Here is a 23,364-nt window from a genome sequence, read left to right as displayed (position 1 = left end):
GCGGACGCAAAGCGCCGTTGCGCCGGCCCGGAAAACAGAGAGGCCTCCCGCAGGAGGCCTCTCTGGCAGTCAGTGCCGGTGCGCGACCGGCGCCTGGCTTAGCAGCTGTAGTACAGCTCGTACTCCAGCGGGTGCACGAAGGTGCGCACCTTGATTTCCTCGGCGGACTTCAGCTCGACGTAGGAGTCCAGGAAGTCCTTGGTGAACACGCCGCCCTTGAGCAGGAACTCGTGGTCGGCTTCCAGGGCTTCCAGGGCCTCCTTCAGGCTGCCGCACACCTGCGGGATGTTGGCGGCTTCTTCCGGCGGCAGGTCGTACAGGTTCTTGTCGGCGGCATCGCCCGGGTGGATCTTGTTCTGGATGCCGTCCAGGCCGGCCATCAGCAGAGCGGCGAAGGCCAGGTACGGGTTGGCCGACGGATCCGGGAAGCGCGCCTCGATACGACGGCCCTTCGGGCTGGCGACGTACGGGATGCGGATGGAAGCGGAACGGTTGCGGGCCGAGTAGGCCAGCATCACCGGAGCCTCGAAGCCCGGGACCAGACGCTTGTAGGAGTTGGTCGACGGGTTGGTCAGGGCGTTCAGCGCCTTGCCGTGCTTGATGATGCCGCCGATGAAGTACAGGGCGGTATCGGACAGGCCGGCATAGCCTTCACCGGCGAAGGTGTTCTTGCCGTCTTTGGCGATGGACATGTGCACGTGCATGCCCGAACCGTTGTCGCCGTACAGCGGCTTCGGCATGAAGGTCACGGTCTTGCCGTAGGCGGCGGCGACGTTCTGCACGCAGTACTTGAGGTTCTGCACTTCGTCGGCCTTGGCGACCAGGGTGTTGAACTTCACGCCGATCTCGTTCTGGGCGCCGGCCACTTCGTGGTGGTGCACCTCGACGATCTGACCCATCTCTTCCAGGGCGTTGCACATGGCGGTACGGATCTCGTGATCCGGGTCGGCCGGCGGGGTCGGCAGGTAGCCGCCCTTGACGGCGATGCGGTGGCCGTTGTTGCCCTGGCCGCCGTTCATGTCGGCGTCGCTGTTCCAGGCTGCCTGCTCGGAGAAGATCTTGAACATGGAGCCGGACATGTCCGACTTGTACTTCACGGAGTCGAAGATGAAGAACTCCGGCTCCGGACCGGCGAACACGGTGTCACCGATACCGGTGGTCTTCAGGTATTCCTCGGCGCGCTTGGCGATGGCGCGCGGGTCGCGCTCGTAGCCCTGCAGGGTGGACGGCTCGATCACGTCGCAGACCAGGATCAGGGTCGGCTCTTCGGTGAACGGATCCATCACGGCGGTGCTGTCGTCCGGGCGCAGGATCATGTCGGAGGCTTCGATGCCCTTCCAGCCTTCGATGGAGGAGCCGTCGAACATCTTGCCATGCTCGAAGAAGTCTTCGTCGGCGTCACGTGCCGGCATGGTGATGTGGTGCTGGCGGCCCTTCGGGTCGGTGAAACGGAGATCGACCCACTTCGCGTCGTGTTCTTGAATCAGTTGCAGCGCCTTCGACATGCTGTCCTCCAGGGTGTGCAGGCGGGGGATATTGGTATCCGGGAGTTGGTTGGCCCGGATCCGAAACCGCCGGAAAAATTTGGCCCGATTGCATAGGCAAGTAGCGTGCCAGTGCCCGTTAATGGACGCCAGCCCCCGGAATATGGGGCTTTTCGGGGCAGCGCTCACATGGATAGCCAATATTGTGCACCAAGCAAGTGCTTGCAAGTCTCCGGTAGCCCTATTTTGGTGCGAATTTGCCGTTGCGCGGATTTCTGCTCAAGGCTTGAGCAATTCCGCTATAATCTGCGCCCTTTTTTCCGCCCGGCTGCTGCACCCCTCGCCCATCATGAAACTCATCGTCAAACCCTTCGCCGAGATCACCATCAAGAGCCGGCCGGTGCGCAAGCAGTTCATCCGCCAGCTCGGCAAGAACATCCGCGCGGTGCTCAGGGATCTCGACGCCGACCTGCGGGTCGAGGGCGAGTGGGACAACGTCGAGCTGCAGACCGCCGCCCGCGATCCGCAGGTGCTGCGCGAGATGCTCGCCCGCCTGCGCTGCACGCCGGGCATCGCCCACTTCCTCGAGGTCCACGAGTACCCGCTGGGCGATTTCGACGACGTCACCGAGAAGTGCAAGCACCATTTTGGTGCGAAGCTCGCCGGCAAGGTGTTCGCTGTGCGCTGCAAGCGCTCGGGCAACACCCACGACTTCTCCTCGGTCGACCTGGCCGCCCACGTCGGCAGCCGCCTGCGCCGCGAGTGCGGGGCCGCCGGCATCGACCTCAAGCATCCCGAAGTCGAGGTGCGCTTCGAGGCGCGCTACGACCGCCTGCTGGTCGAGCACGCCCGCCACGAGGGCATGGGCGGCTACCCGCTGGGCTCGATCGAACAGACCCTGGTACTGATGTCCGGCGGCTTCGACTCCACCGTGGCGGCCTACCAGATGATGCGCCGCGGCCTGCTCACCCACTTCTGCTTCTTCAACCTCGGCGGCCGTGCCCACGAGCTGGGGGTGATGGAAGTCGCCCACTACCTGTGGGAGAAGTTCGGCCGCTCGCACCGCGTGCTGTTCGTCAGCGTGCCGTTCGAGGAAGTGGTCGGTGAGATCCTCGCCAAGGTCGACAACAGCCAGATGGGCGTGGTGCTCAAGCGCATGATGCTGCGCGCCGCGTCGAAAATCGCCGAAGAGCTGCATATCGACGCGCTGGTCACCGGCGAGGCGATCTCCCAGGTGTCCAGCCAGACCCTGCCCAACCTCTCTGTGATCGACTCGGTGACCGACACCCTGGTGCTGCGCCCGCTGATCGCTGCGCACAAGCAGGACATCATCGACACCGCGACGCGCATCGGCACCGCCGAGTTCGCCAAGAACATGCCCGAGTACTGCGGGGTCATCTCGGTCAACCCGACCACCCGCGCCAAGCGCTACCGCGTCGAGCACGAGGAGGCGCAGTTCGACATGGCCATCCTCGAGCGCGCTCTGGAGCGCGCGCGCAAGGTGACCGTCGACCGCCTGATCGACGAGCTGGGCGAGGACGTCCAGGTCGAGGAGGTGCGCGAGGCGCTGCCCGGGCAGATCGTCCTCGACATCCGCCATCCCGACGCCGCCGAGGACGAGCCGCTGGCGCTGCCCGGCATCGAGGTGCAGGCGCTGCCGTTCTACGCGCTCAACAACCGTTTCAAGGAACTGGATGCCAACCGCCAGTACCTGCTGTACTGCGACCGTGGCGTGATGAGCCGCCTGCATGCCCACCACCTGCTCAGCGAGGGGCATGCCAATGTGCGCGTTTATCGTCCGGCCTAAGCAGGCCGGCCTGCTCGGCGGCAGCATCCGTCACCGCCCCCCCGACTGCCGTCGTTAATCAGACTGTCGCCGGCAGGCGGTGACAATCCGCCCGGCATCCGAATTTCCGCGTTATCTACCGAGAAGACACTCCAGTGATCGAAAATCTGCGCAACATCGCCATCATCGCCCACGTCGACCATGGCAAGACCACCCTCGTCGACAAGCTGCTCAAGCTGTCCGGCACCCTCGACCGCAAGGAAGCCGAGAACGAGCGCGTGATGGACTCCAACGACCAGGAAAAGGAACGCGGCATCACCATCCTGGCCAAGAACACCGCGATCAAGTGGAACGACTACCGCATCAACATCGTCGACACCCCCGGCCACGCCGACTTCGGCGGCGAGGTGGAGCGCGTGATGAGCATGGTCGACTCCGTGCTGCTGGTGGTCGACGCCCAGGACGGCCCCATGCCGCAGACCCGCTTCGTGACCCAGAAGGCGTTCAAGGCCGGCCTGCGTCCGATCGTCGTGGTCAACAAGATCGACCGTCCGGGCGCGCGTCCGGACTGGGTCATCGACCAGATCTTCGATCTGTTCGACAACCTCGGCGCCACCGACGAGCAGCTGGACTTCCCGATCGTCTACGCCAGCGCCCTGAACGGCATCGCCGGTCTCGACCACGAGGCCATGGACGACAACATGGACGCGCTGTTCCAGGCCATCGTCGACCACGTGCCGGCCCCGGTGGTGGACACCGAAGGTCCGTTCCAGATGCAGATCTCCCAGCTGGACTACAACAGCTTCCTCGGCGTCATCGGCATCGGCCGCATCGCCCGCGGCACCGTGAAGACCAACACCCCGGTGACCGCCATCGGCGCCGACGGCAAGAAGCGCAACGGCCGCATCCTGAAGATCATGGGTCACCACGGTCTGCAGCGCGTCGAGGTGGCCGAAGCCACCGCCGGCGACATCGTCTGCGTGTCCGGCATGGACGAGCTGTTCATCTCCGACACCCTGTGCGACCAGAACAACGTCGAGGCGCTGCCGCCGCTGACCGTCGACCAGCCGACCGTGAGCATGACCTTCCAGGTCAACGACTCGCCGTTCGCCGGCAAGGAAGGCAAGTTCGTCACCAGCCGCAACATCAAGGACCGCCTGGACAAGGAGCTGCTGCACAACGTGGCGCTGCGCGTCGAGCAGGGCGACAGCCCGGAGAAGTTCAAGGTCTCCGGCCGTGGCGAGCTGCACCTGTCGGTGCTGATCGAGACCATGCGCCGCGAAGGCTTCGAGCTGGCCGTCGGCCGTCCGGAAGTGGTGATCATCGAGAACGAGGCCGGCGAGAAGCAGGAGCCGTACGAGAACGTCACCATCGACATCGAGGAACAGCACCAGGGTCCGGTGATGGAGCAGATGGGCCTGCGCAAGGGCGATCTGACCAACATGATCCCCGACGGCAAGGGTCGCATCCGCCTGGAGTACACCATCCCGGCGCGCGGCCTGATCGGCTTCCGCAACAACTTCCTGACCCTGACCTCGGGCACCGGCATCCTGACCTCGACCTTCAGCCACTACGGCCCGATCAAGGCCGGCGAAGTCACCAACCGCCTGAACGGCGTGCTGGTGTCGATGGCCACCGGCACCGCGCTGACCTACTCGCTGGAAACCCTGCAGGACCGCGGCAAGCTGTTCCTGTCCCCGGGCGACGAGGTCTACGAAGGCCAGCTGGCCGGCATCCACAGCCGCGACAACGACCTGGTGATCAACCCGACCAAGGCCAAGAAGCTCGACAACATGCGCGCATCCGGCAAGGACGAGACCATCCAGCTGACCCCGGCGCTGAAGTTCACCCTCGAGCAGGCACTGGAGTTCATCGGTGACGACGAGCTGGTGGAAGTCACTCCGAAGTCGATCCGCCTGCGCAAGAAGATGCTCAACGAGAACGACCGCAAGCGCTACGAGCGCAGCAAGGTCTGATCGCTGGGTCGACCCTGAGCTGAACCGAAAAGCCCCGCCTGGCGAGAGTCAGACGGGGCTTTTTGTTGTCGGGTTGAGGGAGGGCTGGACTGTTGTCCGCTGGCAAGGGCAGGCTGTGCGGTCTGTGGCACCCATATCGTCGTACATTCCATTGACGGAATGTTTGGCGACGTCTACATTCCACCGCATGAACTGGGAAATCGAATATACCGACGAGTTCGGTGACTGGTGGTCTGGCCTGAGCGAGGCCGAGCAGGTGTCCGTAGCCGCTTCGGTACGTCTGCTTGAAGAGCGCGGGCCAGCGCTTGGTTTTCCGCACAGCAGCGGCATCAACGGGTCGATATACGGGCATATGCGAGAGTTGCGCACTCAGCACGATGGTCGCCCTTTTCGGACCCTGTACGCCTTCGATCCTCGCCGCCATGCGATCTTGCTGATCGGTGGAGACAAGACCGGCGACGATCGCTGGTATGACACACATGTTCCGCTGGCGGATCGCCTCTACACGGAACATCTCGAACAACTGCGCCAGGAGGGGTTGATAGATGGCTAAGAAATTCTCCGAACTACGCGCCGCTATGTCCGCCGAGGCACGCGCTCAAGCCGAGAGTGCTGCACAGGCCATGCTGGCCGAGATGCCGCTCAACGAGCTGCGCCAGGCACGTGGGCTGTCGCAAAAAATGCTGGCGGAAGTGCTACAGGTGCAGCAGCCGGCCATCGCCAAGATGGAGAAGCGCGCCGACATGTACCTCTCAACCCTGCGCAGCCATATCGAGGCCATGGGCGGCGAGCTCGAGGTGGTCGCCCGTTTTCCCGATGGAGCGGTGAAAATCAGCAACTTTGCCGATTTGGGGAAGGCAACTCCGATGTGATGCCGGTCTGTTCCGGTTTGCCCAGGTCTCCACGGCCATCGGCACCGCGCTGACCTGCTCGCTGGAAACCCTGCAGGCGCGCCTGGCGAGAGTCAGGCGGGGCTTTTTGCATCGGCGCATGGACTACAATCGGCGCATGTTGCCCCAGGTTGCCCGCCATGCCCCGCCAGAAGCTGCCCATCGGTATCCAGACCTTCCGCGAGATCCGCGAGGAAGGGCATTACTACGTCGACAAGAGCGCCATCGCCCGGCAGCTGATCGAAGAGGGCAAGTACTACTTCCTGTCCCGGCCGCGGCGCTTCGGCAAGAGCCTGTTCCTCGACACCCTGGCCGAACTGTTCGAGGGCAACGAGCCGCTGTTCTGCGGGCTGGCGGTGCATGACCAGTGGGACTGGGGGCGCCGTTATCCGGTGTTGCGCCTCAGTTTCGGCGGCGGGGTGATCCGCGATGCCGCCGACCTGCAGGGCAAGATCGGCGAACTGCTGAGCATCAACGAGCAGGCGCTCGGCCTCGCCTGCACGCAGGCGGAGAGTCGCGCCCGCTTCGCCGAGCTGATCCGCAGCGCCGAGCGCCAGGCCGGCCAGCGTGTGGTGGTGCTGGTCGACGAGTACGACAAGCCGATCCTCGACAACCTGACCCGCCCGCAGATCGCCCGCGAGATCCGCGACGAGCTGCGCAACCTCTACTCGGTGATCAAGGACAGCGATGCGCACATCCGCTTCGCCATGCTCACCGGCGTCTCCAAGTTCAGCAAGGTCAGCCTGCTCTCCGGGCTGAACAACCTCAACGACATCACCATCGATGCCCGCTACTCGGCGATCTGCGGCTACACCGACGAGGACGTCGATACGGTCTTCGCCCCCGAGCTGGCCGGCCTGGACCGCGACGAGATCCGCCGCTGGTACAACGGCTACAACTGGATGGGCACCTCGGTGTACAACCCGTTCGACCTGCTGCTGCTGTTCCAGAAGCGCGAATTCCGCCCCTACTGGTTCGAGACCGGCACGCCGACCTTCCTGATCGACCTGCTCACCGCACGGCGCACCTTCCTGCCGGATCTGGAGCGGGTCATGGCGCTGGAGTCGCTGCTGTCCAGCTTCGATGTCGAGCAGATCCCCAGCGAAGCGCTGATGTTCCAGGCCGGCTACCTGACCATCGACAGCGTGCGCCGCCTGCCCGGCCAGCTGCAGATGACCCTGCGCTACCCCAACCTCGAAGTGCGCAGCAGCCTGAACAGCGCGCTGCTGCAGGCCTGGGGCGACAATCCGGCGCGCCCCTCCACGCACCTGCCGCAGCTCTACGACCGCCTGCTGGCCAACGACTTCCCCGGCCTGCAGCGGCTGTTCGAAGCCTTCTTCGCCAGCATCCCCCACGACTGGTACCGCAACAACCCCATCGCCCAGTACGAGGGCTACTGGGCCAGCGTGTTCTACAGCCACTTCGCCGCCCTCGGCCTGGACATCCGCCTGGAGGACACCACCCACCACGGGCGCATCGACATGACCGTGCTGTTCAACGGCCACGTCTACCTGTTCGAGTTCAAGGTGGTCGAGCTGGTCCCCGAGGGCAAGGCGCTGCAGCAGCTGATCGAGCGGGGCTACGCCGACAAGTACCGCGCCCGCGGCGAGCCGATCCACCTGATCGGGGTGGAGTTCAGCCGCGAGCGGCGGAGTGTGGTGGGGTTTGAGGTCGAGCACCCGTAGGGTCGAAGACTCGCGTAGCGATCTTCGACCGGGGGCGGGAATGGCGGGTGTGAGCGGCAATGATTGTGGGTTGCGTTGCTCATGAGCAGCAACAGCCTATCGGTATCGGTATCGGTATCGGTATCGGTATCGGTATCGGTATCGGTCATGCGCTGCTCTCCAGCGGCTCCCAGTGCTGAAATTCACCGGTGGGGTCGAGGGCGTTAGCCGATTCTGCATCAGCCGACCCGGCAGAACGCCAGCCCCTGATGCCCTGGTGGAGCGCTGACGGCAGGCAAGGCTAGGTGCTCATCACGCATGAACTCCAGCTGCAATACATTGCCACGGATGATTTCATGCGCGCCGACCGCCTGCTGGGCCATATCCAGCAGGTGAGCATGGCCTTCGCGTTCATGACCAGAGTGCAGGAGCGCCGCCGGATCAGCCAAAGTCTGCTGCAGTTGTCTGCCGAAGTCGCCATGCCGATCTTTGAACTCGCTGGCGACCTTTGCCGCAAGATCCATTTCACCCAAATGGGACAGAATCTGCATCCTGCCCTGAGCCGACATTACCCAGCCACGATATGCCGCGCTCAGCTCCGCAGCCTGTAAATACTCCAGCCGATTCCCCTGCACATGCCGGATCAGGCCAGCAAAATAGCTTTGCCCTTCAGTCAGCCGGTCGCTGGCAATGACAAGTTGCTGCTGCATCAATGCAGGGTTGCGGTACAGTCCGGCTTCACGCAGATGCTGCAAGGCACTATGCAATGGCGCCAGCCGCTCGATCATCTGCTTGGCATCCAACCATTCCACGCCTTGGCGGATGCCATCCAGCTTGCTGTCCATACTCGTGAGCTGTCTTTCAAGCCCCTGCAATTTGTACAATACCAGAGCGAAGCCCACTACACTCACGGCCAGATTGGCAACCTGCAACCCCATCAGCATCTGCTGCTGCACGCCCAGCTGAATGAGTTGCTCCGACTGCTGACGTAACAGCTGTATCTGCTCACCTCCCTGTTTCAGAAGTTGCTCTGCGGTATCTCGCTTCAACAGCACACCTTCCTGCAGCCACATCACGATCTGCTTGTCGCCAACCTTACGGATTACGCCACCAACACGCTCAAGCGTGCCATTTCGCAGACCTTCAGAAACAGCCTCAGGCACTTGGAAGATCACTTGCAAATCAGCCATCGAAAGCTCCAGTCATGAACTCGGTACGGGTTTGGGCACGAATTTTCAGACGCAGCATGGCGATATGCAGCACGCAGGGAATGGTCACGCGGTAAGCAGGACCGGCCAGATCCACGGCGGTCCAGACTCCGGCAATTACCCAGCCGACCGGCCCTGCCAGGGCGGCGACAGCACGCCCGCCAGCAAAGGTGCCACTGGCGATCACCGCACTGCGCAGACCATGCCCCAGCACCTGCTGAGCTATCGAGTTCCCGATCACCATCGAGCTGCGATAGAGGATCAGGCGCGCCACGGCCGGCACAACCAGGCCACTCAGCGCAGAGCCACTGAGCAGGGCAGCCATCTTGCTATTGTCGAGTCCGGCCTCGCACAGGATCTCCTCCAGCGCCCGACGATCTTCGCCGGAGGACTTCTCCAGAGCCTGACGCAGGATGGACTGGACCAGAGCCTCCTCCAGCTCGGTCAGTTCCATGGAGCCGGTATTCTTGACCTTGAACTTGTCAGCGACATCCCGCACCAGCTCGATATAAGACGGCCCGCTCTTGCGCCATAGATTGGCGAAGCTGTTGCCGCCGAACAGGCGCAGTTCGTCGAAGATCGCCCCTGTATAACGCCGATGATCCGGCTGCCAGCGCTTGAAGTCTACGTGATCCGAGAGCGCCTCGGTCTTGGTCTTGAGGATGTACTCGACGAGCGGCTCCAGATCTTCGTTGCTGGCATGCTGCAGAAGCTGTCGGGTATTGCTGATATCGATTTCGGTCATTACTGCGACTCCTTACCCCACTTGTTACTGGAAAGCGATCGCCCTGGTTTTCACTTGCTGCTGCCTACCTGCACGTCCGGGTCTTGCTTAAGCTGTTCTTCCTTTTCCTCCTTCTCCCGCTTCAACTCGCTGTATTCCTGATAATGCTCGTAGCCCTTCTTGGCGACGAAGTAGAGGCCAACGGCGGCGAGGATGTTCTTCAGCATGGGGCGTTCTCCCGGGTGAGGGTGGTGTCTGGTGCCTGATCTCCAGTTTCCACATCCGTGCGACAGACTGTGTCGCAGGCGGCGGGGGTGGCATACATTTTCTGCAGGCTTTGCAGCTTGCGGCCGATCTCCTCCACCCAGACCTTGGGCGCATGCACGCGGATCTGGTCGTTGAGGCCGAAGATCCACCAGAGGGTTTCCTGGTCCAGCGGCACGCGGGCGTGCAGGCGTTGCCAGTCGCTGCCGGGCAGCGCTTCGAGGCGCTGCTGGCGACTGAGCGGAGTTTCGCCGAGCAGCCAGGCGGTCTGCGGGGCGACGTCGGCGATCAGCTCGACTTCGTCGGGCGACTGGCGCCAGGCGAAGGCGCCGCCTTCGATGTAGCGGTCGATGTCGAAGCCGTCGTGCTCGCGGGCCGGGGCGTCGAGCAGTTCGGCGCGCTGGATGCGGTGCAGGGCGAACTGGCGCAGGTCGGCGTAGTCGTTGGCGCTGCCGATCAGGTAGCTGCTGGAGTGGCGCGACACCAGGCCGGCGGGGTGGATGCGCAGGCGCTTGGCGTCGCCCTTGCTGCGGCTGAGGTAGTCGACCCGCAGCTAGCGGCGCTCGAGCAGGGCGGTGCAGACCAGGGTCCAGATCGCCGGTTGCAGCGGCGCGGGCAGCAGGGCCTTGCCGTTGGGCAGGGCGCGCACGCGGCGCGCCCAGTGCGCCAGGCCGTTGCGCTCCATGCCGTCGAGGTAGTCGCGGGCGCTGCGAAAGTGCGGGTTGAGTTGGTCCAGCACGCTCTGCGGCAGCAGGTGGTTCAGGTGGCTTTCGGCCAGGTGCAAGGCCAGCGCGGAGGCGGTGTCGATGGCCGGCAGGCCGTGGGCGGCGTCGCGGTCGAGGCTCCAGCGGTAGGGGCGCTGGCTTTCGTCGCAGATGATCGGGAAGCGCCGTGCCAGCTTGTCGCGCAGGTCGCGCTGCAGGGAGCGGATGTCGACCTCGAAGCCCTTGTCCCTGAGCTTTTCCTGCAGGGTCGGGGTCGAGATGCGTCCCGGCCAGCGCGGGATCAGCTGCAGCAGGGCGAGGTAGCGGAACAGGGGGTCCTTGCTTTCGGACATGTTACGGCTTCCGTGTCGGTACTATGCCTGTCATGTGATTGACGTCACATTTTTAGTGTAAGAGAGTGTGCCGGCAGTTTGCCAGCATGAAAAGCTCGGAATCGGCTTTTCCTCGGGCGCGACGGCGGAGCGCCCGGTCATGCCCGGAGCAGGAGCAGGCCGCAGGTGAGCAGCCAGACGACGCAGTAGTTCAGGCTCTGCTGCAGGTGCCAGGCGCGCCGGTAGAGGTAGACCGGTCCGAGACAGACCCAGCCGCGGAAGGCTCGCGTGTTGTGGCCGGCACTGCGCAGGTACTGTTCGTCCAGTACGCCCAGCAGGATGTTCAGGCCCAGGGTCATGTACCAGTAGCGGGATTCCGCCATGGCGCGCTGGACCCCGATGGCGCTGCTGTCGAGGGCGAAGGCCAGCAGCCACTCCAGCAGGTAGCCGAGCAGCGGGGCAAAGGCCAGCAGCCAGACGAGGCTGTTGTCGACATGCCGGCCGCTCGGCGGCGCCGGCGAGCGTGCGTCGAGGTGGGCGCGCAGTTCGGTTTCTTCGAGTAGTCGCCAGTCGGTGTAGCCGGTTTTCCACACCGGCGTGTCGCGGTCGAGTCGTCCTGCGCGGATCAGTCCGATCATCTGCGCTTCGTCGAGGGTTCCGTGCCGTTCACCGTTGGCTTCGTAGAACCACAGGGCTACGTTGGGGGTGTCGTCGTGCATGCGGCAAGCTCCTTGGCGACCATGGCTTGGCCCGTGTGTGGGGTCGGGCCTTGCAGGTATTGTTCATGGTGGCTGCGACAGGGCGCGTCGCATTCGCCGCGAGCACGTTGCAGCGGCAGGGGGCGGGGGATCGGGGGCGGATCGATCGGGTATCTTTGAGCCATTACAACAGGGAGTCACACCATGCAGCATGCCGTCTTGAAGCAGCGCCATCGCCAGGAGCGCGACAGCCAGCACCCCAACCTCCGCCTGCGCCTGCATCGCGCGCTGAGCTGGCTGGATCGGGCCGAGCAGGCTGAGGATCGTGACGGGCGCTTCATCTTCCTGTGGATTGCCTTCAACGCCGCCTACGCCAGCGAGATCGACGAGCGCTACCGCTTGTCCGAGCAGGAGGCGTTCAAGGCGTTCCTGGAAAAGCTCTGCAGCCTGGACAGGGGCAGGCGTATCGACGGGCTGGTCTGGCGGGAGTTCTCCGGCAGCATCCGCGTGCTGCTGGATAATCCCTACGTGTTCCAGAGCTTCTGGGAGCACCAGAACGGCAAGATCGGTGCGGACGAGTGGAAGAGGCGCTTCGCCAGCGGCAAGCGGGCGGCCCAGCAGGCGCTGGCCAGCGGCGATACACCGGCATTGCTCGGGGTGCTGTTCAACCGCATCTACACCCTGCGCAACCAGTTGATGCATGGCGGTGCGACCTGGGATGGCGCGGTCAACCGCGAGCAGTTGCGCGACTGCGTGAGCCTGTTGGGCAAGCTGGTGCCGTTGATCATCGAGCTGATGATGGACAACCCGGACACCCTGTGGGGCGATGCTTGCTATCCGGTTGTAATGGAATAGCGATGGGCCGTCATGGCGGCTGCGGGCAGTAATGGGGACTTCAAGCACTGATCCGAGCTGCAGTACAGGGGCGGCACTGGAGTTCATCGGTGACGACGAGCTGGTGGAAGTCACCCCGAAGTCGATCCGCCTGCGCAAGAAGATGCTCAACGAGAACGACCGCAAGCGCTACGAGCGCAGCAAGGTCTGAGCCGTCTGCTGAGCTGAACCGGGCCCCCGTCGGCGTCGCCGATGGGGGCTTTTTTGTGCGCGGCTTGCGGCGAAGCATGAGGGGTATTGTTGCGCATTAGGTAATAGTCGCTTGTCGGAACCACGATTTTTCGAGCATTAGCGCTGCCGGACAATGTGCTCACGCCCGCGGAGGCCCCTCCGCGAGCGTTCCCTCCTTGTCCACCTGAGGTCCCCGCGATGCGCAAACCCGTCTTCTTCATCGTTGCCCTGCTGGCCTCGGCCGGTGTGATGGCCGAGCAGCCCGCCCATGCCGACAGCGGCGTGCAGCCGGTGCCCTACAGCTACGGCATGCAGCTCGACGTCGCCGAGCTGGTCAGCATCAAGGAAGCTCCGCACGGCCGCTGCGAGCCGGTCAACAGCCGCATGACCTACCGCGACTCGCAGGGCGAGCTGCACGTGGTCGACTACGTCAAGCAGGATCCGCTCTGCGAGTGACCGGCCCGCTGCCAGGCCATGCCGCCCGCCGGCGGCAGCCTGTTGCCGGTGACGGGCCAGTGACGGCCCGCTCCATCCGCTGCCCCCCTCTCGCCGTCCCGTCGCTATCCGGTCGCTGGCGCTCGTCTGCGCTCCTGCCGCTCCCCGTCCGGTTCAGCTCCGCCCCGTGTGTGCGCTATCTTTGCCGGCAACTGGCCGCGCCACCGGCGCGCCGTCACCTCCGGGAGTAGGCGATGGATGTACTGCAGGCGATGCGCGTGTTCGCGCGGGTCATCGACAGTGGCAGTTTCACCGCCGCCGCCCAGGCTCTCGGCCTGTCCACCGCCCAGGTGTCGCGCCAGGTGTCCGACCTGGAGAGCAGCCTCAGCGCCCGTCTGTTGCAGCGCACCACCCGGCGCCTGCGCCTGACCGAGGTCGGCGAGCGCTATCTGGAGCGCTGCCGGCAGATCCTCGCCGAGGTCGACGCCGCCGCCGCCGAGGCCAGCGGCGCGCTGATCACCCCGCGCGGCCGCCTGCGCGTGCACTCCTTCACCGGCATGGGCATCCACTACATGGTGCCGCTGGCCGCCGAGTACGCCCGCGTCTATCCCGAGGTCAACCTCGACCTGGCCCTGTCGCAGCGCAATCCCGACCTGCTGGAGGAGGGCTACGACGTGGTGATCACCCACTCGCGCGGGCTGCCCGACTCCGAGCTGGTCGCCCAGCGCCTCGGCCAGATCTACAGCGTGGTCTGCGCCGCGCCGACCTATCTGCGTCAGCACGGCACGCCGCAGACGCCCGAGGAGCTGCGCGGGCACCGCTGCCTGAGCCTGGTCGACCCGGTGTACCCGGGCGACTGGGTGTTCGAGCGCGACGGCTCGCGCCAGGTGATCGATCCCGGCCAGGGCTTCCAGGTCAACGTCTCCGAGGCCATGGTGCAGGCGGCGGTGGCCGGCATGGGCGTCTGCCTGCTGCCCAACTTCGTCGCCGCCCACGCCATGCGCGACGGCAGCCTGGTGCGCCTGCTGCCCGCCTGGCAGCTGCACGAGCGCAGCCTGTACGCGCTGTATTCGTCGCGGCGCTTCCTCGACGCCAAGATCCGAACCTGGATCGAGTTCCTCAAGAGCGAACTGCCGCGCATCCTCGCCCGCGACACGGCCGATCTCGACAATCCCGCCTACTGGGCCTGAGCGCCGGCGGCGCTGGATCAACGGTCGGTCCTGGGCGCGGTGCGCGGATTAGACTGAGCGAGGGGCAACACTTGCGCTGACCGGCGCGCGCCGGCCGGGGGTAGCGCTGCGCGAGGAGGTCTGCCATGAGCGCCGTCGATTGGTATGTGGAAGGGGTGGAGTTCGGCAGTTGCAGTTGCATCCATGCCTGTCCCTGTCAGTTCGAAGGCCTGCCCAGCCAGGGCTATTGCCGCGGTTTCGAGGTGGTGCGCATCGATCGCGGGCATTTCGGCGCCACCGATCTTGCCGGCCTGCGCGCCGCGCTGCTGTACGCCTGGCCGGGGCCGATCTTCGAGGGCTGCGGCGAGATGCAGGCCATCGTCGACGCCTCGGCCGACGCCGCCCAGCGCGAGGCGCTGGTGAAGATCCTGCACGGCGAGGAAACCAGCGCGGGCGCCACCCACTGGTGGGTGTTCCACGCGATGTGCGACCGCGTGCACGAGCCGCTGTTCCTGCCCATCGGCTGCACGGTCGACATCGACGCGCGGCGGGCCCGGGTCAGCATTCCCGGCGTGCTGGAGTCGGTGGGCCGGCCGATCGTCAGCCCGGCCACCGGCGACGAGCACCGCGTGCGCATCGACATTCCCAACGGCATCGAGTTCGAGCTGGCCGAGATCGGCAGCGCTACCACCACGGCGACCGGCGCCATCCGCCTCGATCTCGCCGACACCTACGGGCAGTTCAACCTGCTGCGCCACTCGCGCGACGGCGTGGTGCACGGCAGCCGGCCGTGAGCCTGGAGGCGCTGCTGCGCCGCGACCGCTGGCTGTCGCTGGCGGCGCTGGCCGTGGTGCTGGCGCTGGCCTGGGGCTGGCTGCTCGCCGGCGCCGGCATGCACCTGCCGCTGGCCGGGCCGGCGGACGCGGGGGCGATGCCGGGCATGGATGGCATGAAAGACATGGACGAGATGGCCGGTATGCACGGCATGGCGGCGCCGGCGTGGGGCTGGCGCTACGCGCTGCTGATGTTCGCCATGTGGTGGAGCATGATGCTGGCGATGATGCTGCCCAGCGCCGCGCCGGTGATCCTGCTGGTCGCCGCGCTCAACCGGCGGATGCGCCCGCAGCGTCCGCCCTACGGCGCGGCGGCCGGTTTCGCCGCCGGCTACCTGCTGGCCTGGGGTGCGTTCAGCCTGCTGGCCACCGCCGCACAGTGGTGGCTGGGCAGCCTGCAGCTGCTCGACCCGCTGCTGCGCAGCCAGCAGGCCGTGCTGTCCGGGGGCCTGCTGCTGGTCGCCGGCGCCTGGCAGCTGGCACCGCTGAAGAGTGCCTGCCTGCGCCACTGCCGCTCGCCGCTGGAGCTGCTGACCCGCCAGCGCCGGCGCGGCAGCCTGTGGCTGGGCATGGCCCACGGCAGCTACTGCCTGGGCTGCTGCTGGCTGCTGATGGCGCTGCTGTTCGTCGGCGGGCTGATGAACCTGTACTGGATCGTCGGTCTCAGCCTCTGGGTGCTGGTCGAGAAGCTGCTGCCGGCCGGGCCCTGGCTGGGCCGGCTGGGCGGCGTCGCGCTGCTGCTGTGGGGCGCGACGCTACTGGCGGGCTGAGCCTGGCCGGCGGCATGATCCAGCGCAGGACGCCCGCTGGCGGGCGCCGGCAAGATGGCGACTCCCCGACACGGAGCATGGCATGACACAGACATCCTCGGTGGTGGCCGGCTGGCTGGCGGCGGTGACCCGTACCCTCGAGGCCCTCGGCCTGGACGCCGACGCGCTGCTGGCCGAGGCCGGCGCCGATCCGGCGGCCAAGTACGCCCAGGAGGCGCGTTTCTCCTCGGCCGTGACGCGGCGCTTCTGGCCGCTGGCGGTGGCGCGCACCGGCCACGCCGACATCGGCCTGCACGCCGCGCGCTTCGTTTGCCCGACCACCTTCCACGCTCTCGGCTTTTCGCTGTGGGCGAGCAGCACGCTGCTGGAGGCGCTGGAGCGCATGGTGCGCTTCGCCGCGCTGCTCAACGACGGCGCCGACCTCAGCCTGGAGGCCGAGGGCGACGCCTTGCGTTTCCGCATGCTGGTGCAGGAGATCGACGGCCAGCCACAGATCGCCCCGGAGGGGGTGGACTACTTCCTCGGCGCGGTGAGCAAGCTGCTGCAGGACATGCGCGGGCCGGGCTTCGCCCCGCGCGCGGTCAACCTGATGCGCGCGGCGCCGGCCGACCCCGACCCGTGGCGCGCGCACTTCGCCGCGCCGGTGCAGTTCGCCGCGGCCGACAACAGCCTGCTGCTCGACGCCGCCGAGCTGCAGCGCCCGCTGCCCACCGGCAACCCCGAGCTGGCGCGGCAGAACGACCGCCTGGTGGCCGAGTACCTGGCCCGCCACCAGTTGCTCAACCCGGCGCTGCAGGTGCGCGCGCGCCTGCTCGAACTGCTGCCCGGCGGCACGCCGACCCTCGAGACGGTGGCCGCCGAGCTGGGCAGTAGTCCACGCACCCTGCAGTACCGCCTGGCGCGCCAGGGCACTTCGTTCAGCGGGATCCTCGACGAGGTGCGCGCCACCCTGGCGCGCCGCTACGTGCAGCAGTCGCAGCAGCCGTTCAGCGCGCTGGCCTATTCGCTCGGCTTCTCCGAGCCCAGCCACTTCAACCGCGCCTTCAAGCGCTGGACCGGCGAGACGCCGAGCCGCTACCGGGCGCGGCTGCGCCCGGCGACTGGCGAAGGTGCCGGTCCCCTGTAGGGGCGAATTCATTCGCCTTTACGGGACTTTTTGGCGAATGAATTCGCCCCTACAGGCCACCGGTTCGCTCACATGCTGGATCTTCTACCGATGCTCAGGCGTAGGGTGGGTAACTCGCGCCGCGATTACCCATCCTACGCCTAGCCTCTGGATGCAGTGAGTTGCGCGTAAAGGCTAGTCTTTTGCCGCCAGCGGCAATGTTATCCCCAGGGCGGGTGCGGATACTGGACTCATCCGGCGCCGCTGTGGCGCCTGCCCCGAGCCCACAACAAGAGGAAGCCGCCATGGGTGAGATCGTTCTGGCCGCCAAGGTCACCCACGTTCCGTCGATGTTCATCTCCGAGCAGCCCGGCCCGCACCACGGCTGCCGCGCCGCCGCCATCGCCGGGCACCGTCGTCTGGGCGAGCTGGTCCGCGAGCTGGCGGTCGACACCATCGTGGTCGCCGACACCCACTGGCTGGTCAACGCCGGCTACCACATCAACGCCAACAGCGATTGCTCGGGCCTGTACACCAGCACCGAGTTCCCGCACTTCATCCGCGACCTGCCCTACGACTACGTCGGCGACGCCGAGCTGGGCAACGCCATCGCCGCCACCGCCAGCGCCAACGACGTGTTCACCCGCTGCCACAGCGACGTGCCGTCGCTCGGCCTGCAGTACGGCACCCTGGTGCCGCTGCGCTACATGGGCATCGACAAGAGCATCAAGATCGTCTCGATCGCCGCCTGGCTGTACGACGCCCATCTGGAGGACTCGAAGACCATGGGCGAGTCGATCCGCCAGGCGGTGGAGGCTTCCGACCGCCGCGTGGCTTTCCTTGCCAGCGGTTCGCTGTCGCACCGCATCGCGCCCAACCGCGAGGTCAGCGACCACCTGCAGAAGATCAGCCGGCCGTTCAACAAGCAGGTCGACCTCAAGGTGATGGAAATGTGGCAGCGTGGCGACCACGCCGACTTCCTCGACATGCTGCCGCAGTACGCCCGCGACTGCGACGGCGAGGGCGGCATGCACGACACCGCCATGCTCTACGGCCTGCTCGGCTGGAAGAATTACCGCGGCCGCGCCGAGGTGCTCACCCCGTACTTCGAGAGCTCGGGCACAGGGCAGTGCAACGTGCTGTTCCCGCTGGATTGAGATAAGGGCAGCGCCAGTCGGGTGCCTGCGGCATCCATGCTGGGTTACGCCGCGGTGCGGCTAGCCCACCCTGCCCGGGCAGGGGGCGCCAAGCGGCGCCCTTCGGCGTTTCAGCGGCGCTGCAGCTTGGGCCGCCAGGCGCAGTAGCCCGGCTTGGGGCCGATGCGCGGGTGGTTGCGGCAGGTGTCCGGGCGGTTGGCGTACACCGTGCACAGGCGGGTCTTCTGGTCCAGGTACAGGCAGTCGCCGCTGGAGTGCTGCTCCAGGGTGAAGATCCCCGACTTCTGGTTGAAACGGCCGACGATGCCCTCCTTCATCAGCCGCTTGGCGATCTGCTTGGCCGGCTCCTCCGCCTCGAATTCGTCGATCACGCCGAGGCGGATCAGGTCCTTGAGGCGCACCTCCACCGGCAGGCTGCAGCAGGTGGCGCTGCAGTCGAGGCACATCGGGTTGCCGGTGAACTTGAGCCAGGTTTCCAGGCGCTCGGGGTCGGCGCCGTAGCCATGTATGAGCTTGGTCATTCGGTCGGGGCGGGCATGTGGGGGCGGGGGCGCGATGATAAGGAGCCGGCGCCGCGCGCGCAGCAGTTTTTGTCGGATTTTTCGCCAGCCGGTCGCCTGTGCGCTGCCGGAATGACGCAAGGCAGGAGGCGCGGCGGGGCGGGACGGAGTAAAATGCGGTCATTTTTCACCTGCCCCACCCCGGAGCCCTCCATGTCCCGCGTTACTCTCAGTCGCTATCTGATCGAAGAGACCCGCAGCAACCATACCCCGGCCGACCTGCGTTTCCTCATCGAGGTGGTGGCGCGTGCCTGCAAGGAAATCAGCCACGCGGTGTCCAAGGGTGCGCTGGGCGGCGTGCTGGGCAGCGCCGGCAGCGAGAACGTGCAGGGCGAGGTGCAGAAGAAGCTCGACGTGCTGTCCAACGAGATCCTCCTCGAGGCCAACGAGTGGGGCGGCCACCTGGCCGGCATGGCTTCCGAGGAGATGGACCACGCCTACCAGATCCCCGGCCATTATCCGAAGGGCGCCTACCTGCTGGTGTTCGACCCGCTCGACGGCTCCTCCAACATCGACGTCAACGTCTCGGTCGGCACCATCTTCTCGGTGCTGCGCTGCCCGGACGAATGCGACAACAGCTGCGACCTCGGCGAGGACGCCTTCCTCCAGCCGGGTACCCGTCAGGTCGCCGCCGGCTACGCCATCTACGGCCCGCAGACCATGCTGATGCTGACCCTCGGCAACGGCGTCAAGGGCTTCACCCTCGACCGCGAGCTGGGCAGCTTCGTGCTCACCCACGACGACATCCGCGTGCCGCAGAGCACCGCCGAGTTCGCCATCAACATGTCCAACCAGCGCCACTGGGAAGCCCCGGTGCAGCGCTACGTCGGCGAGCTGCTGGCCGGCAAGGAAGGCCCGCTGGGCAAGAACTACAACATGCGCTGGATCGCCTCGATGGTCGCCGACGTGCACCGTATCCTCACCCGCGGCGGCATCTTCATGTACCCGCGTGACGCCCGCGAGCCGGACAAGGCCGGCAAGCTGCGCCTGATGTACGAGGCCAACCCGATGTCGATGATCATCGAGCAGGCCGGCGGCGCCGCCACCACCGGCACCCAGCGCATCCTCGACGTCCAGCCGACCTCGCTGCACCAGCGCGTGCCGGTGTTCCTCGGCTCGAGGGAAGAGGTCGAGCGCATCACCGGCTACCACCAGGCCTGATCGTGGCCGCGCCCTGGCAGCCGTTGCTCGACTGGTGGTTCGGCCCCGCGAGCGAGGCTGCCGCGGTGGCGGCGGACAAGCACGGCCTGTGGTTCGCCAAGCGGGCCCAGCAGGACGCCGAAGCGCGCGAGCGCTTCGGCGTTCTCGTTTGCGCGGCACTGGACGGCGGTCTGGGCGACTGGGCCGATACGCGCGACGGCTGGCTGGCGCTGCTCTTGCTGCTCGACCAGCTGCCGCGGATGATCCATCGCGACACGCCGCGCGCCTTCGCCGGCGACGCGCGCGCCCGCACGCTGGCGCTGGACGGCCTGGCCGCCGGGCGCGAGGCGACCCTGCCGGCGATCCGCCAGGTGTTCGTCTACCTGGTGCTCGAGCACGCCGAGGATCTCGCCCTGCAGGACGAGGCAGTGCGCCGCTTCCGCGTCCTGCACGAACAGGCCGCGGAGGGTGAGCGCACGCTGTTCGCCGACTTTCTCGTCTACGCCGAGCGCCACCATGCGGTGATCGCCCGCTTCGGCCGTTTCCCGCACCGCAACGCCATCCTCGGGCGCACCTCGACGGCCGCGGAGTGCGCCTTCCTCGCGGAACCCGGCTCGCGCTTCTGACGTCCAATCGACAGTGCGCCTGCCGCGCCCTGTGGCAAGCTGCGCCGCTCATTCGTGCACAGGAGTTCGTCCATGTCGTTCCGCGCCGCCGCCCTGATCGGTGTCTGCCTGTTGCTGGCTGCCTGCAACAAGGTCAATCAGGAAAACTTCTCCAAGATCCGCGCCGGCATGACCAAGGCCGAGGTCGAGCAGCTGCTCGGCCAACCCACCGAGTGCGCCGGCGCCCTCGGCTTCACCAGCTGCTCCTGGGGCAACGAGACGCAGGGCCCCTTCGTCAGCATCCAGTTCGGCAACGACAAGGTGCTGATCTTCTCCGGCAAGGGCCTCAAGTAACCCAGCCCTCCCGCGCCGCCGCCGGCTCCCTGCGCCGGGCGGCGGCAACAGCCCGGCGAGCCGCCGGGCCAGGCGTGCGGCCCAGCGCGCCTCCTCGCGCAGGCCGCTCATCGCCGGTACCACAGGCGGAACAGCCCCGCCGCCGCCAGCAGGGCGAGCTGCGCCAGGGCGGTGCACAGCTCGAGGAAGGAGCGCACCGAGGGGTTGCGGGCGGCATTCGCCACCCCGGTCAGCGCGTCCCAGAAGGCGTCCGGCAACAGCAGCAGGCCGAGGCCGGCCAGCGGCTTGCCGGTGAGCAGCAAGGCCCTGATCAGCTCGAACTGGCCGAGCAGCAGCAGGACGACCAGCAGCACGGCGGCCAGCACCAGGCCGAGGGCGAAACAGGCGGAAAACTGCAGCAGGATACGCATCGTCGGCTTCTCCCCGCGGCTCACAGGGCGCTGGCCGGCTTGCCGACGGCGTACCAGTCCAGCTTGCGGGTCAGCAGCATGAAGGCGGCGAGCAGGGCGAACACCAGCAGCGAGCCCATCAGCAGGGCGTAGTCCTCGGCACCGAGCAGGGCGTAGAGCATCGCGTATAGCCCGCCGAGGGCGACCGCGAAGCCGGCACCGCGCCGGGCGCTGTGCAGGATGCAGCCGGCGTACACGCCGATCAGCGTCACGCAGGCGCCGGCTGCCAGCAGGTAGGCGAGGGCGAAAGCCAGGTGTTCGGCGAGCGACAGCAGCAGCAGGTAGAACAGCGCCAGCGCCAGACCGACCAGGCCGTACTGCACCGGATGCACCGCCAGGCGGCCGAGCACCTCGCAGAGGAAGAAGCCGGCGAAGGTGAGGACGATGAACAGCAGGGCGTACTTGATCGCGCGCTCGCTCTTCAGGTACTGGTCCACCGGGTCGATCAGGCTGACGCCGAAGTGGCGGGCGTTGAAGGTCTCGCAGCCGTGGCCGTCGGTGCAGCGCTGCAGCGTTTCCTCCAGGTTGGTGGCGAAGAAGCTGGTCTGCCAGCGCGCGGCGAAGCCGTCGCCGCGCACCTCGCGCTCGACCGGCAGGTAGTCGCCGACGAAGCGCGGATGCGGCCAGTCGGCGCGCAGCGCGACCTGGCTCTCGCGGCCGACCGGGGTGATGGCGAGTTGGCCGGTGCCCTGCAGCTCGAGCTCGAAGGCGAACTCCAGGCGCTGCGCCCGGCTGGCGTCGAGGGCGGCCAGCGGCGCGTGCACGCCGGCGCCAAGCAGTGGCTCGGCCGAGCCCGGCTGGAAGGCGACGGTCTGTCCGCCCAGACGCAGCTGCAGGGCATTGCCGATGCCGCGGATGTCGCTGATGCCGACGGCGAGGAACGGCGCGTCGAAGCGGTAGTCGGCGAAGTCCTCGGCGATGCCGAGTTGCGCGGGCAGGGCGAAGTGGCCGCTGATACGGTTGCTGCTGCGGTACAGGCGCGCCTGGTAGATGCCGCGCGAGCGCAGCTCGGTGCTGAGGTCGCCGTCGAGGGCGAAGCGTTCAGGAAGGAAGTACAGGCGGCCGCGCTGTTCGCGCTCCTCCAGCCGGCGTTCGCCGCTCACCGGGTGGGTGTTCCAGTTGCGCACCAGCTTGCGGTAGGGCACCACCAGCAGCGGGCCGGTAAGCTGCTGCGCGTGGCTGGACGAGCGGGCGATGTCATCCACCACGCCATCGCGCAGCGCCTGGCGCTCGGCGACCAGGCCGCCGATCATCAGCAGGGGAATGCTCAGCAGCAGGATAAGCAGGGCGATGGCGCCCAGTTTGAAGCTAAGGGAGCGGATCATGGACAGTCTCCAGACGGTTCGGACAGCGCCAGTCTGGCGCGCCCCCGTGGGGGCAGCGTGGCCGTCGTGTGGAGACTGTGTGGAGAGTGGCCGGCCTCAGCCGCGGATGTACTGCTCGAGCTGCTGGATCATCTCGTCCTGCTCGGCGAGCACTTCCTTGACCAGGTTGCCCACCGACAGCATGCCGACCAGCTTGCCGTCGTCGATCACCGGCAGGTGGCGCAGGTGGCCGCGGCCCATCAGGCGCAGGCAGTCGCGGGTGTTCTGCGTCGAGTTCACGCTGATCACCGGCGAGGCCATGATCAGGCTCACCGGTGTACCCACCGAGGAGCGCCCGCGCAGCACCATCTTGCGCGCGTAGTCGCGCTCGCTGACGAGACCGACCACCTGGTCGCCCTCGGTGACGATCAGGGCGCCGATGTTCTTCTCCGCCATCAGCTGCAGCGCCTCGAGCACCGTGGCCGTGGGCGCGATGGTGTAGATGTCCTGGTTGGGTTTGGCGCGGAGCATTTGCGCGACGGTTCTCATGTTTCCCTCCGGTGTCTCGTTCTGCGGGCCTGTGGCGCCGCGGCGGGGCTGGCGAGAGGTTCATGCAGCTTCCCTGCCAGTGCCGCTGCGTCGACTGCCGATGCTGACAGGCTCCTGTTACGTCAGGGCGCGCCTGGGG

At 66.6% G+C, this 23,364-nt stretch carries 26 protein-coding genes and 1 pseudogene; 16 read left to right on the top strand and 11 right to left on the bottom strand.

Translation table 11 applies throughout. The features are described from left to right. Positions 1 to 98: 98 nt before the first annotated feature. Positions 99 to 1,505, bottom strand: a complete 1,407-nt coding sequence (gene glnA / locus BLT78_RS14630; RefSeq protein ID WP_090349670.1) for a type I glutamate--ammonia ligase — start codon at positions 1,503 to 1,505, stop codon at positions 99 to 101. Between the two features lie 328 nt (positions 1,506 to 1,833). Between glnA and thiI the strand changes: the two genes are divergently transcribed. From thiI to BLT78_RS14605, 5 genes are all read left to right on the top strand, one after another. Then, positions 1,834 to 3,291: a tRNA uracil 4-sulfurtransferase ThiI gene (gene thiI, locus BLT78_RS14625; RefSeq protein WP_090349669.1), complete on the top strand. Its 1,458-nt coding sequence runs from the start codon at positions 1,834 to 1,836 to the stop codon at positions 3,289 to 3,291. Between the two features lie 134 nt (positions 3,292 to 3,425). Continuing rightward, positions 3,426 to 5,246, top strand: coding sequence for a translational GTPase TypA (typA, locus tag BLT78_RS14620; RefSeq protein ID WP_090349668.1), 1,821 nt, complete (start codon positions 3,426 to 3,428; stop codon positions 5,244 to 5,246). 187 nt (positions 5,247 to 5,433) lie between these two features. Then, a complete protein-coding gene (locus BLT78_RS14615) occupies positions 5,434 to 5,799 on the top strand; it encodes a type II toxin-antitoxin system RelE/ParE family toxin (protein ID WP_090349667.1) in 366 nt (121 codons plus the stop codon). Beyond that, on the top strand, positions 5,792 to 6,118 hold the full coding sequence (locus BLT78_RS14610) for an XRE family transcriptional regulator (protein ID WP_090349666.1): 327 nt from the start codon (positions 5,792 to 5,794) through the stop codon (positions 6,116 to 6,118). The genes BLT78_RS14615 and BLT78_RS14610 overlap by 8 nt, the downstream gene beginning before the upstream one ends. Positions 6,119 to 6,276: 158 nt before the next feature. Beyond that, positions 6,277 to 7,821, top strand: coding sequence for an ATP-binding protein (locus BLT78_RS14605; protein WP_090349665.1), 1,545 nt, complete (start codon positions 6,277 to 6,279; stop codon positions 7,819 to 7,821). A 218-nt stretch (positions 7,822 to 8,039) separates the two neighbouring features. Here the strand turns inward: BLT78_RS14605 and BLT78_RS14600 are convergent, their stop codons facing one another. The 6 genes from BLT78_RS14600 to BLT78_RS14585 form a co-directional block, all read right to left on the bottom strand. Beyond that, positions 8,040 to 8,990 (bottom strand): hypothetical protein, encoded by a 951-nt coding sequence (locus tag BLT78_RS14600; RefSeq protein WP_090349664.1) that lies wholly within the window; start codon positions 8,988 to 8,990, stop codon positions 8,040 to 8,042. Continuing rightward, on the bottom strand, positions 8,983 to 9,753 hold the full coding sequence (locus tag BLT78_RS14595) for a ubiquinol-cytochrome C chaperone family protein (protein ID WP_090349663.1): 771 nt from the start codon (positions 9,751 to 9,753) through the stop codon (positions 8,983 to 8,985). The genes BLT78_RS14600 and BLT78_RS14595 overlap by 8 nt, the downstream gene beginning before the upstream one ends. Positions 9,754 to 9,803: 50 nt before the next feature. Beyond that, entirely contained in the window at positions 9,804 to 9,959 is a 156-nt protein-coding gene (locus BLT78_RS21450; protein ID WP_157719548.1) for a hypothetical protein, read from the bottom strand. Next, positions 9,953 to 10,549, bottom strand: coding sequence for a helix-turn-helix transcriptional regulator (locus BLT78_RS21895; RefSeq protein WP_331715153.1), 597 nt, complete (start codon positions 10,547 to 10,549; stop codon positions 9,953 to 9,955). The genes BLT78_RS21450 and BLT78_RS21895 overlap by 7 nt, the downstream gene beginning before the upstream one ends. Then, on the bottom strand, positions 10,550 to 11,053 hold the full coding sequence (locus BLT78_RS21890) for a hypothetical protein (RefSeq protein ID WP_331715131.1): 504 nt from the start codon (positions 11,051 to 11,053) through the stop codon (positions 10,550 to 10,552). Between the two features lie 137 nt (positions 11,054 to 11,190). Then, positions 11,191 to 11,751: a DUF4339 domain-containing protein gene (locus BLT78_RS14585; RefSeq protein WP_090349662.1), complete on the bottom strand. Its 561-nt coding sequence runs from the start codon at positions 11,749 to 11,751 to the stop codon at positions 11,191 to 11,193. Between the two features lie 183 nt (positions 11,752 to 11,934). Between BLT78_RS14585 and BLT78_RS14580 the strand changes: the two genes are divergently transcribed. From BLT78_RS14580 to hpaD, 8 genes and pseudogenes are all read left to right on the top strand, one after another. After that, complete coding sequence (locus tag BLT78_RS14580; protein WP_090349661.1) at positions 11,935 to 12,585, top strand: HEPN domain-containing protein; 651 nt, start codon at positions 11,935 to 11,937, stop codon at positions 12,583 to 12,585. Positions 12,586 to 12,658: 73 nt separating this feature from the next. Then, positions 12,659 to 12,775: pseudogene (locus BLT78_RS21445) on the top strand (hypothetical protein); the annotation flags it as partial. Positions 12,776 to 12,993: 218 nt separating this feature from the next. Further along, positions 12,994 to 13,251: a DUF2790 domain-containing protein gene (locus BLT78_RS14575; protein WP_090349660.1), complete on the top strand. Its 258-nt coding sequence runs from the start codon at positions 12,994 to 12,996 to the stop codon at positions 13,249 to 13,251. Positions 13,252 to 13,484: 233 nt separating this feature from the next. Beyond that, the gene (locus tag BLT78_RS14570; RefSeq protein WP_090349659.1) at positions 13,485 to 14,420 is read left to right on the top strand and encodes a LysR family transcriptional regulator; all 936 of its coding nucleotides are present in this window, start codon (positions 13,485 to 13,487) and stop codon (positions 14,418 to 14,420) included. Between the two features lie 125 nt (positions 14,421 to 14,545). After that, positions 14,546 to 15,193, top strand: coding sequence for a DUF1326 domain-containing protein (locus BLT78_RS14565; protein WP_090349658.1), 648 nt, complete (start codon positions 14,546 to 14,548; stop codon positions 15,191 to 15,193). Then, entirely contained in the window at positions 15,190 to 16,002 is an 813-nt protein-coding gene (locus BLT78_RS14560; protein WP_197673120.1) for a DUF2182 domain-containing protein, read from the top strand. The genes BLT78_RS14565 and BLT78_RS14560 overlap by 4 nt, the downstream gene beginning before the upstream one ends. Positions 16,003 to 16,084: 82 nt before the next feature. Beyond that, the gene (locus tag BLT78_RS14555) at positions 16,085 to 17,128 is read left to right on the top strand and encodes an AraC family transcriptional regulator (protein WP_090349657.1); all 1,044 of its coding nucleotides are present in this window, start codon (positions 16,085 to 16,087) and stop codon (positions 17,126 to 17,128) included. 284 nt (positions 17,129 to 17,412) lie between these two features. Beyond that, positions 17,413 to 18,264, top strand: a complete 852-nt coding sequence (gene hpaD, locus BLT78_RS14550; RefSeq protein WP_090349656.1) for a 3,4-dihydroxyphenylacetate 2,3-dioxygenase — start codon at positions 17,413 to 17,415, stop codon at positions 18,262 to 18,264. 110 nt (positions 18,265 to 18,374) lie between these two features. Here hpaD and BLT78_RS14545 read toward each other — a convergent pair whose 3' ends face one another. Then, a complete protein-coding gene (locus tag BLT78_RS14545) occupies positions 18,375 to 18,785 on the bottom strand; it encodes a YkgJ family cysteine cluster protein (protein ID WP_090349655.1) in 411 nt (136 codons plus the stop codon). A 192-nt stretch (positions 18,786 to 18,977) separates the two neighbouring features. Between BLT78_RS14545 and BLT78_RS14540 the strand changes: the two genes are divergently transcribed. From BLT78_RS14540 to bamE, 3 genes are all read left to right on the top strand, one after another. Beyond that, entirely contained in the window at positions 18,978 to 19,985 is a 1,008-nt protein-coding gene (locus tag BLT78_RS14540) for a class 1 fructose-bisphosphatase (RefSeq protein ID WP_090349654.1), read from the top strand. Positions 19,986 to 19,987: 2 nt separating this feature from the next. Further along, the gene (locus BLT78_RS14535; RefSeq protein ID WP_090349653.1) at positions 19,988 to 20,590 is read left to right on the top strand and encodes a DUF924 family protein; all 603 of its coding nucleotides are present in this window, start codon (positions 19,988 to 19,990) and stop codon (positions 20,588 to 20,590) included. Positions 20,591 to 20,662: 72 nt separating this feature from the next. Further along, on the top strand, positions 20,663 to 20,923 hold the full coding sequence (gene bamE, locus BLT78_RS14530) for an outer membrane protein assembly factor BamE domain-containing protein (RefSeq protein ID WP_090349652.1): 261 nt from the start codon (positions 20,663 to 20,665) through the stop codon (positions 20,921 to 20,923). A gap of 107 nt (positions 20,924 to 21,030) precedes the next feature. Here bamE and BLT78_RS14525 read toward each other — a convergent pair whose 3' ends face one another. The 3 genes from BLT78_RS14525 to BLT78_RS14515 all read right to left on the bottom strand — a co-directional run bounded on the left by BLT78_RS14525 (position 21,031) and on the right by BLT78_RS14515 (position 23,225). After that, complete coding sequence (locus BLT78_RS14525; RefSeq protein ID WP_090349651.1) at positions 21,031 to 21,333, bottom strand: hypothetical protein; 303 nt, start codon at positions 21,331 to 21,333, stop codon at positions 21,031 to 21,033. Between the two features lie 20 nt (positions 21,334 to 21,353). After that, entirely contained in the window at positions 21,354 to 22,697 is a 1,344-nt protein-coding gene (creD, locus tag BLT78_RS14520) for a cell envelope integrity protein CreD (RefSeq protein ID WP_090349650.1), read from the bottom strand. 96 nt (positions 22,698 to 22,793) lie between these two features. Continuing rightward, positions 22,794 to 23,225, bottom strand: coding sequence for a CBS domain-containing protein (locus BLT78_RS14515; protein WP_090349649.1), 432 nt, complete (start codon positions 23,223 to 23,225; stop codon positions 22,794 to 22,796). Positions 23,226 to 23,364 lie beyond the last annotated feature (139 nt).

Source organism: Pseudomonas oryzae (assembly GCF_900104805.1).
In the GTDB taxonomy this organism is placed as follows: domain Bacteria; phylum Pseudomonadota; class Gammaproteobacteria; order Pseudomonadales; family Pseudomonadaceae; genus Geopseudomonas; species Geopseudomonas oryzae.
The sequence above is the reverse complement of the archived record's forward strand: the minus strand, read 5'-3'. Positions and strand labels throughout refer to the sequence as shown.

Bases quoted from the DNA above. Each gene is read 5' to 3' on its own strand.
- BLT78_RS14525 (WP_090349651.1), bottom strand. From the start codon at position 21,333: ATGCGTATCCTGCTGCAGTTTTCCGCCTGTTTCGCCCTCGGCCTGGTG.
- BLT78_RS21450 (WP_157719548.1), bottom strand. From the start codon at position 9,959: ATGCTGAAGAACATCCTCGCCGCCGTTGGCCTCTACTTCGTCGCCAAG.
- BLT78_RS14605 (WP_090349665.1), top strand. From the start codon at position 6,277: ATGCCCCGCCAGAAGCTGCCCATCGGTATCCAGACCTTCCGCGAGATC.
- creD (WP_090349650.1), bottom strand. From the start codon at position 22,697: ATGATCCGCTCCCTTAGCTTCAAACTGGGCGCCATCGCCCTGCTTATC.
- BLT78_RS21890 (WP_331715131.1), bottom strand. From the start codon at position 11,053: ATGTCCGAAAGCAAGGACCCCCTGTTCCGCTACCTCGCCCTGCTGCAG.
- glnA (WP_090349670.1), bottom strand. From the start codon at position 1,505: ATGTCGAAGGCGCTGCAACTGATTCAAGAACACGACGCGAAGTGGGTC.
- bamE (WP_090349652.1), top strand. From the start codon at position 20,663: ATGTCGTTCCGCGCCGCCGCCCTGATCGGTGTCTGCCTGTTGCTGGCT.
- BLT78_RS14595 (WP_090349663.1), bottom strand. From the start codon at position 9,753: ATGACCGAAATCGATATCAGCAATACCCGACAGCTTCTGCAGCATGCC.
- hpaD (WP_090349656.1), top strand. From the start codon at position 17,413: ATGGGTGAGATCGTTCTGGCCGCCAAGGTCACCCACGTTCCGTCGATG.
- BLT78_RS14600 (WP_090349664.1), bottom strand. From the start codon at position 8,990: ATGGCTGATTTGCAAGTGATCTTCCAAGTGCCTGAGGCTGTTTCTGAA.
- BLT78_RS14570 (WP_090349659.1), top strand. From the start codon at position 13,485: ATGGATGTACTGCAGGCGATGCGCGTGTTCGCGCGGGTCATCGACAGT.
- thiI (WP_090349669.1), top strand. From the start codon at position 1,834: ATGAAACTCATCGTCAAACCCTTCGCCGAGATCACCATCAAGAGCCGG.
- BLT78_RS14555 (WP_090349657.1), top strand. From the start codon at position 16,085: ATGACACAGACATCCTCGGTGGTGGCCGGCTGGCTGGCGGCGGTGACC.
- BLT78_RS14565 (WP_090349658.1), top strand. From the start codon at position 14,546: ATGAGCGCCGTCGATTGGTATGTGGAAGGGGTGGAGTTCGGCAGTTGC.
- BLT78_RS14515 (WP_090349649.1), bottom strand. From the start codon at position 23,225: ATGAGAACCGTCGCGCAAATGCTCCGCGCCAAACCCAACCAGGACATC.
- BLT78_RS14580 (WP_090349661.1), top strand. From the start codon at position 11,935: ATGCAGCATGCCGTCTTGAAGCAGCGCCATCGCCAGGAGCGCGACAGC.
- BLT78_RS14610 (WP_090349666.1), top strand. From the start codon at position 5,792: ATGGCTAAGAAATTCTCCGAACTACGCGCCGCTATGTCCGCCGAGGCA.
- BLT78_RS14585 (WP_090349662.1), bottom strand. From the start codon at position 11,751: ATGCACGACGACACCCCCAACGTAGCCCTGTGGTTCTACGAAGCCAAC.
- BLT78_RS14545 (WP_090349655.1), bottom strand. From the start codon at position 18,785: ATGACCAAGCTCATACATGGCTACGGCGCCGACCCCGAGCGCCTGGAA.
- BLT78_RS14575 (WP_090349660.1), top strand. From the start codon at position 12,994: ATGCGCAAACCCGTCTTCTTCATCGTTGCCCTGCTGGCCTCGGCCGGT.
- BLT78_RS14540 (WP_090349654.1), top strand. From the start codon at position 18,978: ATGTCCCGCGTTACTCTCAGTCGCTATCTGATCGAAGAGACCCGCAGC.
- BLT78_RS14615 (WP_090349667.1), top strand. From the start codon at position 5,434: ATGAACTGGGAAATCGAATATACCGACGAGTTCGGTGACTGGTGGTCT.